At 71.5% G+C, this 12,880-nt stretch carries 8 protein-coding genes and 1 pseudogene; 5 read left to right on the forward strand and 4 right to left on the reverse strand.

From position 1 onward, the window contains the following. Nucleotides 1–57 precede the first annotated feature (57 nt). Together ACZ63F_RS38915 and ACZ63F_RS38920 are read right to left on the reverse strand one after the other, a co-directional pair. Nucleotides 58–645, reverse strand: a complete 588-nt coding sequence (locus ACZ63F_RS38915) for a hypothetical protein (RefSeq protein ID WP_469718419.1) — start codon at nucleotides 643–645, stop codon at nucleotides 58–60. Between the two features lie 362 nt (nucleotides 646–1,007). Further along, nucleotides 1,008–1,820, reverse strand: coding sequence for a class I SAM-dependent methyltransferase (locus ACZ63F_RS38920; RefSeq protein ID WP_469718496.1), 813 nt, complete (start codon nucleotides 1,818–1,820; stop codon nucleotides 1,008–1,010). Nucleotides 1,821–1,967: 147 nt separating this feature from the next. Here ACZ63F_RS38920 and ACZ63F_RS38925 point away from each other — a divergent pair. Next, nucleotides 1,968–2,771, forward strand: a pseudogene (locus tag ACZ63F_RS38925) (IS5 family transposase). A 37-nt stretch (nucleotides 2,772–2,808) separates the two neighbouring features. On the opposite strand, the gene ACZ63F_RS38930 reads toward ACZ63F_RS38925, so the two are convergent. Continuing rightward, nucleotides 2,809–4,032: a trypsin-like serine peptidase gene (locus ACZ63F_RS38930; protein ID WP_469718420.1), complete on the reverse strand. Its 1,224-nt coding sequence runs from the start codon at nucleotides 4,030–4,032 to the stop codon at nucleotides 2,809–2,811. Nucleotides 4,033–4,390: 358 nt separating this feature from the next. Between ACZ63F_RS38930 and ACZ63F_RS38935 the strand changes: the two genes are divergently transcribed. From ACZ63F_RS38935 to ACZ63F_RS38950, 4 genes are all read left to right on the forward strand, one after another. Further along, nucleotides 4,391–5,929 carry a diaminobutyrate--2-oxoglutarate transaminase family protein gene (locus ACZ63F_RS38935; protein WP_469718422.1) on the forward strand — a complete coding sequence of 513 codons (1,539 nt, stop codon included), beginning with the start codon at nucleotides 4,391–4,393 and terminating at the stop codon, nucleotides 5,927–5,929. 588 nt (nucleotides 5,930–6,517) lie between these two features. After that, entirely contained in the window at nucleotides 6,518–8,494 is a 1,977-nt protein-coding gene (locus ACZ63F_RS38940) for an IucA/IucC family protein (protein ID WP_469718423.1), read from the forward strand. A gap of 151 nt (nucleotides 8,495–8,645) precedes the next feature. Then, nucleotides 8,646–9,410: a GNAT family N-acetyltransferase gene (locus ACZ63F_RS38945; protein WP_469718424.1), complete on the forward strand. Its 765-nt coding sequence runs from the start codon at nucleotides 8,646–8,648 to the stop codon at nucleotides 9,408–9,410. Nucleotides 9,411–9,613: 203 nt separating this feature from the next. Beyond that, nucleotides 9,614–11,590, forward strand: coding sequence for an ATP-dependent DNA helicase (locus ACZ63F_RS38950; RefSeq protein WP_469718426.1), 1,977 nt, complete (start codon nucleotides 9,614–9,616; stop codon nucleotides 11,588–11,590). A gap of 150 nt (nucleotides 11,591–11,740) precedes the next feature. On the opposite strand, the gene lexA is transcribed toward ACZ63F_RS38950, so the two are convergent. Next, nucleotides 11,741–12,520 (reverse strand): transcriptional repressor LexA, encoded by a 780-nt coding sequence (gene lexA / locus ACZ63F_RS38955; RefSeq protein WP_133028126.1) that lies wholly within the window; start codon nucleotides 12,518–12,520, stop codon nucleotides 11,741–11,743. Nucleotides 12,521–12,880 lie beyond the last annotated feature (360 nt).

A 12,880-nucleotide genomic window follows, 5' to 3' on the forward strand; every position in this document is an offset into this window, starting at 1 on the left:
GAGCGGCCCGCAGCGCACGGACAGCGCAGGCGATCAGTGTGAGCAGCGGTAGGAGGATCACCGCGCGCCTCCCGTCGCATGCGCGGCGCCCATGACCGGGCCGGCCTGGGCCAGGCACGCGCGGCCTCGCACCCACAGCCCCAGGCTGCGGAACAGACTCATGCTCACGGACAGGAAGATGAAGCCGTTCGTCAGACCGGTGCCGCTCAGGTGGTGGTGGGTCAGGAACACGCCGAGCCCCACCGGAAAGACGTGCTGGGCGCCGTAGGCGAAGCCGAGCCGCGCGGCGGTCACGGCGATCCAGACCGCCGCGTAACCAGCCCCCGAGCGGCTGACCGCGGCGGGGCTGCCTGGGGTGGGCGAGGTGCGCGGCCAACGGCCTCGCCAACCCGGGTGGTAGTCGACGGACACCAGCAGCGGGCAGACCGAGAACAGCCCGAGTGCCGCCCCGGCCAGCGCGCCGGCGCCCTGCAGCAGCAGGTCGTTTTCACCGGTGGGCAGCGAGGTGAAGAAGAACGGCACGATGGCGGCGACGCCGACGATCGGCCGTCCCACGCGGAACCAGCCGATCTTGCGGCGGCCGAGATCGGACTCGAGCACCACGGCCAGAAGCGCCAGCTGCATGATCACGATATTCGCTGTCATGCACCCACCCTCGCCGCGACGCCCGGCCCTGCCATCGGCCTCCGGGCGGGTCCCCGGGCGGAGATGCGGGGGCGGGGGGTGGAGGCCACGGTCCACCCCCCTCCTGCCTGACGATCAGTGACAACCGCCACCATGAAACAGGACCAAACCCCTCAAGATCCCCTTCCGCTCAAGCACCACCCAGGCACCGCGCCTCGCCACACCACTGACCGCCAACCCGGTGAACCTTCCTGGTCACAGCTCTAGGGCGCGTATCGAGTCGTGATCAATCCGTGGCATTCGCCCGTCTCCGTGGGGCTGGACCGGGTCCTGTGACAGTGACCTTGACCGATTGCCACTGAAGTTGGGCTGCCTGGAGGCGTTTAGCGGACCGCCGAGATCAGTCCGCCGGGGCGCTCCTCGCGCTGCGGCGGGGTGCTGATCGGGCGGCCGTAGGCGGCAGCGCACTCGCGCAGGGTGTGGCTGTCGGCCTCCCAGCCGTGCCCGGCCAGCCAGCCCACCGGGTCGTCGGGCATCTCCGAGACCCACATGGACGCTGCCGATCCTGGCACGGCATCCGCGCCAAAGCGCTCGATCACGCCGCGCGAGCCCAATGTCAGCCCCATCCGACTGCCTGCCGCCGACTGCGCGCTGATCCGGGCCAGCAGCAGCTCCACCGCGTCCTCGGGCAGATAGATCAGCAGTCCTTCGGCGATCCACACGGTCGGCACCGCCGGGTCGTGCCCTGCAGCGGCCAGCGCGCCTGGCCAGTCCTCACGCAGATCCACCGCGACGGTGATCCGCTCGCAGCGTGCGACGGCCCGCTCCTGGCACAACACCGAAGCCTTGAAGTCCAGTGGCGCGGCGGTGTCGACCTCGAACAGCCGGGTGCCCTCGGGCCAGTCCATCCGGAAGGCCCGGCTGTCCATGCCGGCTCCGAGCAGCACCACCTGCCGGACCCCGGACGCGGAGGCCTGCTGCAACAAGTCGTCGAGGAACTTCGTCCTGATGACGATGGAGAACGCCACGCCCAGCCAGCGGCGGCGCGCGGCCTCGTCAGCGGGCAGCGGCGGCGAGGAGGGCCACATGCCGCCGGCGGTGGCGAAGGCCTGTGCCAGGGGGTCGCGGAACAGCGCGTTCTCCCGCTCGGTCTCCAGCGCCCGCACCCTGGCCACCCCCACCGCCGTGGCCCACACTCCCGACGGCTGCACGTGCTGCTGCTCATCAGTCACCACGCCAGCCTAGGTGATCGATTCCAAGGGGCTGATGAGTAGCGGTGGTCAAAGTTCAGTGGCAATCGAACGAGATTCGCTTTCACAGGACAGACTGCTAGATCGACTTGTATGACGAGGGCGCAACTGAGTGACAGCGAACGGGAGTTCGTTGAGCCGTACTTGCCGATCGGTGAGTACGGGCCGCACCCCGAGCGGCTGCGGCAGCAGTTCGAGGGTGTGATCCGGAGGTTCACGGTCGGAGGGCAGCGGCGTGAGATGCCGCGGGAGTTCGGTGCCTGGTCGACCGTTTCGAACCGCTTCCGGCAGTGGCGTGACGCGGGTGTCTTCGAGGCCCGCTGGAGGGCCTGATCGCGGAAGCCGCGAAGCGGGGCGAGGTGGACTTGCCGGCGCCGGCACAAGCTCCGGCTGAAGGCCGCCCTGGGACGCTCGCGGGGCGGGCAGACCAGCAAGGTCTACCTCGCCCCCGATCGCGAGTGTCGCCCGCTGGCGTTCGCCCTGACCGCTGGCCAGGAAGCCGACAGCCCGCAGTTCGTCCCGGTGCTGGAGAAGATCCGGGGACGGGGCCCTGCCGGCCGCCCCCGCACCCGCCCGGACGCAGTCGCCGGGGACAAGGTCTACTCATCCCGCGGCAACCGCGCCCACCCAGGCAAACGCCACGTCAAAACAGTCATCCCGGAGAAGAAGGACCAGACCGCCAACCGGAAGAAGAAGGGAAGCAAGGGCGGCCGACCCATCAGTCACGACACCGGCCTCTACAAGGAGAGGAACACCGTCGAGCGCCTGATCAACAAACTCAAGGAGTGGCGAGGCATCGCCACCCGGTACGACAGGACTCCGGACAGCTGTCTCGCCGGCCTCCGACTGCACGCCTCGACGATCTGGATCAAAGACCTCACCAGGGCCACCCCTTGATCACGACTCAATACGCACCCTGGAGGGCGAGCATCACTCAGCGGTCGGCGAACTCCCTGCTGACCCCCTCATAAACCCCCTTGGCCACGGCGCCGAACCGCGGCCCCGCCAGCCACCCCGAACTGACCGGGCCGATCGACGTGTTGGACACCAGCGCCGGCTTGCCGTCGGCGCCCGTCTCCACCCAGCCACCACCCGACGCCCCGCCGGTCATCGTGCACCCGATCCGGTACATCGTCGGCGCCGACGCGTCCACCGACAGCCGTCCCGGCTTGTCGGCGCACCGGTACAGCAGCGACCCGTCGTACGGCTTCGCCGCCGGATACCCCGTGGCGGTGATGCTCGACACCTTCGGCACCGCGGGTGCGTCGAAGTTCACCGGCAACGCCGAACCGACCGTCTCCTCGAGCGACTTGCCGCCACTGCCCTGCTCGGGCGTCACATGGATCACGGCGTAGTCGTACGACGCACCGTCGCCGCCCGTCTCGCCACCCTGGTCGATCCACTGCTGCGAGGTCTGCGCCCCGTCGCCCCACCAGACCCCGTACGGTGCGACCTCCGAACGGGTCGCCGCCGTGAGCGCCGAACCGGTCAGCCCCTTGTCGTTGTACGACGGCACGAACGCGATGTTGCGGTACCAGCCGCCGTTCCTGCCGGCGTGCACACAGTGTCCCGCCGTCCACACCAGGTTGGACTTGCCCGGGTGCGCCGGGTCCTCGACGACCGTCGCCGAACAGACCATCGTGCCCTCGGGGGAGTCGAAGAAGACCTTCCCGGCCGAGGCCGCGCTCGCGTGGTAGGTGGGCCGCACCGCCTGCGCCTGGACCGGCTCCGGCGTGGGGTCGGTGACCCCCTGGTCACCCGAGAGGTCGTTGTCGTCGACTCCCTTTCCCTTGTCGGGGTCGTTGGCGTCGCGCATCCGGTCCGGGTCCCACAGGCCCTTGATGATGGGGTTGATGAAGTCGTTGGCCTCGCGCAGCCAGTCGTCCTTGTTCCAGTTCTTCCAGGCCCCGTGCTTCCACTTGTCGATGTCGATCCCGTGCTGTTTGAGCTTGTTCCTGATGTCGTCCGGGATCTTGATCTTGCCGTCCCCGGTGTCGGCCGTGGCGGACGCGGACGCCGGGCCACCGGCGTTGTCGTCGCCGGAGCCGCCGCAGGCGGTGGCGGTCAGCGCCAGGGCCGAGGCGAGGGCGACGGCCGCCACCGCACGGGGCGCGCCCCCTCCACCTCGACGGGCGAACGGCGGCCGGATGGATCGCATGGTGGTGACTCCCCCTGTTGGCAAGGAACTTCAGCGCCACACACTATGCGCTCGCTGTGCGGCGCTCCCGATGGCCGGGCAACGGTTCTGCTACGGCCCTCACCGGCGAGGCAACCGCAGTTCTCGGGTGGGATCGACGCGTCGCGAGCAGCGGGTGTTGTGCGGGCGGCAGGAGTGGCCGGGGTCCGGGGTCGGGGTTGGAGTTGGGGTCGCGAGGTCCCGGCAAGGTCATGGCAAGGATCTTGAGACGACCCGTAACCCGTCGGCCGGTCCGGGGTTGTAGCGGTGGGGGTCCGGCTGCCTGTGTCCGGTGCCCGCCGAGCAAGTCGCCTCTGGACAGCGGGGAGGACAGCGAGCCGTGGCCGTGACGGAGCCGGTGACCGGGGAGACGTTCGGGGGAGCGCGCGCGGCACAGGAGGGGATCCTGAGGCGCCAGTCGGCGCGTGAGTCGCGGGCACGTACCTACGCGCGCGCCCTGCCCATCGTGCCGGTGCGGGCCCGCGGCCTCACCATCGAGGGTGCCGACGGGCGGCGCTACCTGGACTGCCTCTCCGGCGCCGGTACCCTCGCCCTCGGTCACAACCACCCCGTCGTACTGGAAGCGATCCGCAAGGTCCTCGACTCCGGTGCCCCGCTCTCCGTCCTCGACCTGGCGACCCCCGTCAAGGACGCCTTCATCACCGAACTGTTCCGGACCCTGCCGCCCGGCCTCGCCGACCACGCCCGCGTCCAGTTCTGCGGGCCCGCCGGCACGGACGCCGTCGAGGCCGCCTTCAAACTCGTCCGGGCCGCGACCGGCCGCACCGGCATCCTCGCTTTCACCGGCGCCTACCACGGGATGACCACCGGCGCCCTGGCCGCCTCCGGCGGAGCCGGCGACGTCCGCGTGGCCCGGCTGCCCTATCCCCAGGACTACCGTTGCCCGTTCGGCGTCGGCGGCACCCGCGGCGCCGAACTCGCCGCCCGGTGGACCGAGACCGTCCTCGACGACCCCAAGTCCGGCGTTCCCCTCCCCGCCGGGATGATCCTCGAACCCGTGCAGGGCGAGGGCGGGGTGATCCCGGCGCCGGACGACTGGCTCCGCCGGATGCGCCGGCTCACCGCCGACCGGTCCGTTCCCCTGATCGCCGACGAGATCCAGACCGGGGTGGGCAGGACCGGCGCCTTCTGGGCCGTCGAGCACAGCGGCGTCACCCCCGATGTGATGGTCCTGTCCAAGGCCATCGGCGGCAGCCTCCCCCTCGCCGTCGTCGTCTACCGCGAGGACCTCGACGTCTGGGAGCCCGGCGCCCACGCCGGCACCTTCCGCGGCAACCAGCTCGCCATGGCCGCCGGGACCGCCACCCTCGCCCACGTCCGGGAGAACGCCCTCGCCGAACGCGCAGGCCTGCTCGGCGCCCGGATGCTCTCCCAACTGCGGCGGCTCCAGGACGACTTCGCGTGCGTGGGAGACGTGCGGGGGCGGGGGCTGATGATCGGGGTGGAGCTGGTGGACCCGGAGGGCGAGGGGCCGCCGGGGGATACGGACGACCACGCGAGGGAGACGGGGGCGCAAGGGGGACGCCGTGACGCGGTTGCCGCGGCGCGGAGCGGTGCGGAGAGCGCTGCGCAGACCGGGTGGGACGGCGCGCCCCGGTACGGTCCGAGACCCGCCGCTCCCGAACTGGCCTCGGCCGTGCAGCGCGCCTGCCTGGAACGCGGCCTGATCGTCGAACTCGGCGGCCGCCACGCCGGTGTCGTGCGACTGCTGCCGCCTCTGACCATCACCGACGAGCAGGCGGACGCCGTGCTGGACCGCCTCGCCGACGCGGTGACGGCCGTGGCCCGCGACCCGGCCGCTCACGGTCATGTCGCCAGGCGCCGACGTCCCGAGGGCCGCAGGGAACCGGACGACTGACCGGCGCACCGGGAAGGCGAAGACCGGCCGGCGCACCGGGAAGGCGAAGGCCGGCCGGCGCACCGGGAAGGCCCAGGCCGCTCGACGCACCCGGCACGGGCCCGCCGACCGCACCGTCCGCAGGGAGCCCGCCGCCGGGATCGCCCGCACCGCCGGGGCAGCCAGGACCGCCGAGACCGCCCCGACCGCTCGGAGCATCCAGACGGCTAGGACGGCTGGGACGGCTGGGACGGCTGGGACGGCTAGGACGGCTAGGACGGCTAGGACGGCTGGGACGGCTAGGACGGCCCGGACCAGCCGGGCCGCGCCGAGCGTCCAGGTCGTCCAGATGATCCGGAACGCCCGGATCATCCGTACGGGACCTGCCGGACGCCGACCCGTCGACAGCGGCCCGACCGACCGGCGCACCCCGCACGAACCGTCCGGCCGATGGCCCCGCAGCGAACCGACTGCCCCACGAAACGAGCCACCGCACATCATCCGTAACCCCTCTCATCTGGACACTCCGCACTCGACTCGCCACCCCACCAGCCCGGTTCACCGGCACGACGCCGAACACCGCACCGCCCGAGCCCCGAGGAACCCTCCTTGAACGCCACCCCCGCGCCCGACGACAACGGAGATCAGGTCCCACAGGGACGCCCCGTTCCGCTCGCCGAGTCGGTCCCCCCGCAACGAGGCCGTACCTCCCAGCCCGAGCGGCCACGCGACGACACGGGAGACCTCCTCGAACACCCCGACCCGCACATCGCCGCCCAGGCCGCCGCCGTGGAGAACCTGCTCCGCTGCTGGGTACGCGAGACCAACCTGTCCGCGCCCGGCACCGACACCCTCCATATCCCGCTCCCCGCCAGCGGTACCGCACTGATCACCCCGGTCCGGCACTGGTCCCCGACCGGCTGGCACCGCTTCGGGGCACCCCGTTTGGCCGGCGCTCCCGACACCGCCCCCGCCGTCGACGCGGTCACCCTCGCCGCCCTGCTCACCCGCGAGACGACCACGGGACCAGCCGGTACGACCGAGCGCGCTGGGAGCAGCACCGGTCATGCCGAAGGCAGCACCGGCCAAACCCTCGCCCAGGCCACCTCCGACGACGGCGACCTCGTGGCCCGGGTCGCCGACTCCCTGCGTCGCACCGTCACCTTCATCGCGGACCGGCGCGCCCACCCCGCCGACAGCCCCGACCGGTTCCTCGCGGCCGAGCAGGCACTCCTCCTCGGGCACCCGCTGCACCCGACCCCGAAGAGCCGCGAGGGCCTGACGGAGTCCGAGGCCCCGCTCTACTCACCGGAGTTGCGCGGCTCCTTCCCCCTGCACTGGATCGCGGTCGCCTCCTCCCTGCTCGTCACCGACTCAGCCTGGACCGAGCGCGGCCGTCCCGTCCCCGCACCGCACCTCATGGAACGCCTGGCCGGAACAGCCCTGCCCCTGCCCCACGGCTGCGCCGCCGCCGTGCCCCTGCACCCCTGGCAGGCCCGCGAGATCAAGCACCGCGAGGAGACCGCGGCCCTCCTCGACGCAGGGCTCCTGCGCGACCTGGGCCCGCTCGGCGCCCCCTGGCATCCCACCTCCTCCGTACGAACCGTCCACCGCACCGGTGCCCCCGCCATGCTCAAGCTGTCGCTCGGCCTGCGCATCACCAACTCACGCCGGGAGAACCTCCGCAAGGAACTCCACCGGGGCGTCGAGGTGCACCGCCTGCTGCGCACCGGCCTCGCCAAGCAGTGGCAGGCAGCCCACCCCGGCTTCGACATCGTGCGCGACCCGGCCTGGCTGGCCGTCGACAGCCTGGACGGCCGGCCCGTACCCGGACTCGACGTGGTGATCCGGCACAACCCGTTCGCCCCCGGCGACGACGTGTCCTGCGTCGCCGGGCTGGTCACGCCCCGGCCCCTCGACGCCCCGGCGGTGAACGGCAGGCCCCGCCCGTACCGCTCCCGGCTGGCCCGGGTGGTCTCCCGGCTCGCCGAACGCACCGGCCGGCCCGTGGGTGCCGTCAGCGCCGAGTGGTTCCTGCGCTACCTGGAGCAGGTCGTCCGCCCGGTGCTCTGGCTCGACGGGGAGGCAGGCATCGCCCTGGAGGCGCACCAGCAGAACACCCTCCTCGTGCTGGACGCCGACGGCTGGCCGGCCGGCGGGCGCTACCGCGACAACCAGGGCTACTACTTCCGCGAGTCCCGACGCGGCGACCTCGACAGCAGGCTGCCCGGTATCGGCGAGCACAGCGACACCTTCGTCTCCGACGAGGTCACCGACGAACGCTTCGCCTACTACCTCGGCATCAACAATGTGTTCGGCCTGATCGGCGCGTTCGGCTCCCAGCGGCTCGCCGACGAGCGGCTGCTGCTCGCGGCGTTCCGCCGGTTCCTCACCGACGCGGCCACCGGACCCGCCCGGCTGCGCAGCCCCCTGCCCGGCCGTCTGCTCGACTCACCCGTCCTGCGCTGCAAGGCCAACCTGCTGACCCGGCTGCACGGCCTCGACGAACTCGTCGGCCCGGTCGACGGCCAGTCCGTCTACGTCACCATCACCAACCCCCTCCACTCCGCACCCTCGCCTTCCTGACCCAGCCGATTCCTGACCCAGCCGCCACCGACACCGTCACCGGCCTCTCCCGCTCCCACCCCACCGCCCTTCACTCGCCGCCTTTTACTCACCGCCTTTCATCCAGCAACCGAGGAACATGACCCACCTCGTCTCCTGAGAGGAGCGCACCATGCCTCCCACCGACGCGAGCGCCGACACAGGTGCCGTCCCGGTCCACCCCGGCCGTCCCGGACCCGCCGAGGACAGCGGGGACTGCGAGGACACCCTGGACCTCCGCCTGCCCGACGCATTCCTCGCCCTCGTCGCCGGGACGACGCCCGACTCGCCCGGCTCGTACAGCTCCCCGAGCCGGCTCGACGTGCGCGACCTGCTCGACCAGGTCGGCACCTGGGGCCCCACCAAGACCCCGGTCGGCCTCTTCCATCTGCTGCCGGTCCAGCTCGAACGCGACCTGCCGATCATCAGCGGCTGGATGAACGACCCCGGCGTCGCCGCGTTCTGGCAGCTGGCCGGCTCACGGGCGCAGACGGAGGACCATCTGCGGGCCCAGCTCGCGGGGGACGGACGCAGCGTGCCGTGCCTGGGCATGCTCGACGGCGCCCCGATGAGCTATTGGGAGATCTACCGGGCCGACCTGGACCCCCTCGCCCGCCACTATCCGGCCCGGCCGCACGACACCGGCGTCCACCTCCTCGTCGGCGAGGTCGCCGACCGGGGACGGGGACTGGGGTCCGCCCTGCTCAGAGCCGTGGCCGACCTCGTGCTCGACCATCGCCCCGCCTGTGCGCGCGTCGTCGCCGAACCCGACCTTCACAACACTCCCTCCGTGGCCGCCTTCCTCAACGCGGGCTTCCGCTACGCCTGCGAGGTCGACCTGCCTGCCAAACGGGCCGCCCTCATGATCCGGGACCGGTCCCTACGACATCTGATGTAGCGCTGAGTGATTGCGCGTACACATGTAGTACGAAGCGGCGACCGGTCGAGTTCCCGGCCGTCCGAAAGAATTCCGAGCACGTCGGACTTCGGCCTGCCCTTGTCCCTTGGCCTGGCGGTCCCGGAACCCCGGCCCTGATCCCACCCCCCTGTCCCTGCCTTGATCGCCCGGTTGTCAGTGCTGGGCCGTAGGGTGGTCGCGCTATGACGAAGCCCTCACTCCCCGAACTCCTGCATGCCGCTGTCACAGCTGTCGGCGGTACGGAGCGCCCCGGCCAGGTGACCATGGCCGAATCGGTCGCCGAGGCGATCGACGACGGATCCCATCTGCTGGTCCAGGCCGGCACCGGCACCGGAAAGTCGCTCGGCTACCTGGTGCCCGCGCTCGCCCACGGAGAGCGGGTGGTCGTCGCGACGGCGACCCTCGCCCTGCAGAGACAGCTCGTGGAGCGGGATCTGCCGCGCACCGTCGACGCCCTGCACCCGCTGCTGCGCCGGCGCCCGGAGTTCGCCATGCTCAAGGGCAGGTCGAACTATCTGTGCCTGCACCGGCTGCACGAGGGCATGCCGCAGGACGAGGAGGAGGGCCTCTTCGACCAGTTCGAGGCGGCCGCGCCCACCAGCAAGCTCGGTCAGGACCTGCTGCGCCTGCGCGACTGGGCCGACGAGACCGAGAACGGCGACCGCGACGACCTCACACCGGGTGTCTCGGACAAGGCCTGGGCGCAGGTCTCGGTCTCCTCCCGGGAGTGCCTCGGCGCGTCCAAGTGCGCCTACGGCGCCGAGTGCTTCGCCGAGATGGCCCGCGAGCGCGCGAAGCTCGCCGAGGTGGTCGTGACCAATCACGCCCTGCTCGCGATCGACGCCATCGAGGGCGCCCCGGTGCTCCCGCAGCACGAGGTGCTGATCGTGGACGAGGCGCACGAACTGGTCTCCCGTGTCACCGGCGTCGCCACCGGCGAACTCACCCCGGGCCAGGTCAACCGCGCGGTCCGGCGCGCCGCCAAGCTGGTCGACGAGAAGGCCGCCGACCAGCTCCAGACCGCCGCCGAGGGCTTCGAGCGGCTGATGGAGCTGGCGCTGCCGGGGCGCCTGGAGGAGGTTCCGGAGGATCTCGGTTACGCCCTGGCGGCGCTCCGGGACGCCGCCCGCACCGTGATCTCCGCGCTCGGTACCACCCGCGACAAGTCGGTCCAGGACGAGGACGCGGTCCGCAAGCAGGCGCTGGCCTCCGTGGAGACCGTGCATGACGTGGCGGAGCGGATCGTGAACGGCTCCGAGTGGGATGTCGTCTGGTACGAACGCCACGACCGCTTCGGCGCCTCCCTGCGGGTCGCCCCGATGTCGGTGTCCGGCCTGCTCAGGGAGAAGCTCTTCGCGGACCGCTCGGTCGTCCTCACCTCGGCGACCCTCAAGCTCGGCGGCGACTTCAACGGGGTCGGCGCGTCCCTGGGCCTCGCCCCGGAGGGTACCGAGGGCGAGGACCTCCCGCCGTGGAAGGGCGTTGACGTGGGTTCGCCCTTCGACTATCCGAAACAGGGCATCCTCTACGTCGCCAAGCATCTGTCCCGCCCCGCGCGGGACGGCGACCGCGCCGACATGCTCGACGAACTGACCGAGCTGATCCAGGCCGCGGGCGGCCGCACCCTCGGCCTCTTCTCCTCGATGCGCGCCGCACAGCAGGCCGCCGAGGAACTGCGCGTCCGGATTCCCGAGTTCCCGGTACTCCTCCAGGGCGAGGAGACCCTCGGTGAACTGATCAAGAACTTCGCCGCGGACCCCAGGACCTGCCTCTTCGGCACGCTGTCCCTCTGGCAGGGCGTCGATGTCCCCGGCCCCAGCTGCCAGCTGGTCGTCATGGACAAGATCCCGTTCCCGCGTCCGGACGACCCGCTGATGAGCGCCCGGCAGAAGGCCGTCGAGGACGCCGGCGGCAACGGCTTCATGGCGGTCGCCGCCACGCACGCCGCGCTCCTGATGGCTCAGGGTGCCGGGCGGCTCGTTCGCGCGTCCGGGGACCGCGGTGTGGTCGCCGTGCTCGACCAGAGGCTGGCCACCGCGCGGTACGGCGGATATCTCAAGTCCTCACTGCCCGACTTCTGGTACACCACGGACCGTAACCAGGTCCGCAGGTCGCTGGCGGCGATCGACGAGGCAGCACGGCAGGCGGAGGCGGAGTGATCGCGGGTTAGCCTGACCGGCGCCGGTCAGGCTAACCCGCGATCGCAGGCAGGCGGTCGCCGGGGTCCGGGCAGTGCAGGACCCCGGAACCGGCGCAGGGGTCCCGGGGCCCGGTCGGAGGGCGGGCGGGATGACCGCCCGCCGCAGGCGTCACACGCGTCGCAGGACCGCGACGACCTTGCCCAGGATGGTCGCGTCGTCGCCGGGGATCGGCTCGTAGGCCGCGTTGTGGGGGAGGAGCCAGACGTGGCCGTCCTCGCGCTTGAAGCGCTTGACGGTCGCCTCGCCGTCGAGCATGGCGGCGACGATGTCGCCGTTCTCGGCCACCGGCTGGCGGCGGACGGTGACCCAGTCGCCGTCGCAGATCGCGGCCTCGATCATGGAGTCACCGACGACCTTGAGCACGAACAGCTCGCCGTCACCGACCAGCTGCCGGGGCAGTGGGAAGACGTCCTCGACCGACTCCTCGGCGAGGATCGGTCCGCCGGCGGCGATCCGGCCGACCAGCGGAACGTACGACGCCGCGGGCTTGCCGGCGGTGTCCGTGGGCTGCACGGTCACGGCCTGGTCGGAGCCGCGCACCTCGTACGCACGCGGGCGGTGCGGGTCGCGGCGCAGGAAGCCCTTGCGCTCCAGTGCCATCAGCTGGTGCGCCACCGAGGACGTGCTGGACAGGCCGACGGCCTGGCCGATCTCCCGCATCGACGGCGGGTAGCCCCGCCGCTGTACGGAGTCCCGGATCACCTCGATCACCCGGCGCTGCCGGTCGGTGAGGCCCGAGCTGTCCGCCCGGATGCCTGGAGGTCGGCCCGGCAGGGAACGCTTGTGTCCCTCGGGATTCACGGCTTCGTTCATGGCATGCACCGGGTCGAGTCGGCCCTGGGAGCGGTCCTGGGCGGTGATGGTGGCACTGTCTGCGGTCGTGGTCACGTCGGCCCCTCTCGATGGTCTCCCTGCTGGACAACGGTAGTTGCTTTCGAAAGGTTGCGCCAAACACACGTTCGAGTGAAAAAACGCGGTTCACCGTACGTGATCGCAGGTCTGGGTGTATGGCTCACGCGATACCCGGCAGGCAAAAGGGCCCATTGTTGTACTCTTCACCGCCGGGGGACGGCCTTGTGGGTGTGCCCAGTCTGCCATCCGGGCCGCCGCCGACCGGGATGTCCGTCCCCATCTGCGCCGGAGTCGCACGTGACCTCCGTGCGGCGCCCACGGTATCTCCGTATCGGCCGTAGCGGTACGTGTGCGACACGCGCAACCTGGCGATGTATCTGCCAATCACCACATCTA

It is taken from the genome of Streptomyces sp. NPDC104761 (genome assembly GCF_055583445.1).

Coding starts and splice junctions, on each gene's coding strand:
- ACZ63F_RS38915 (WP_469718419.1), bottom strand. CDS start 645: ATGACAGCGAATATCGTGATCATGCAGCTGGCGCTTCTGGCCGTGGTG.
- ACZ63F_RS38930 (WP_469718420.1), bottom strand. CDS start 4,032: ATGCGATCCATCCGGCCGCCGTTCGCCCGTCGAGGTGGAGGGGGCGCG.
- ACZ63F_RS38945 (WP_469718424.1), top strand. CDS start 8,646: ATGCCTCCCACCGACGCGAGCGCCGACACAGGTGCCGTCCCGGTCCAC.
- ACZ63F_RS38950 (WP_469718426.1), top strand. CDS start 9,614: ATGACGAAGCCCTCACTCCCCGAACTCCTGCATGCCGCTGTCACAGCT.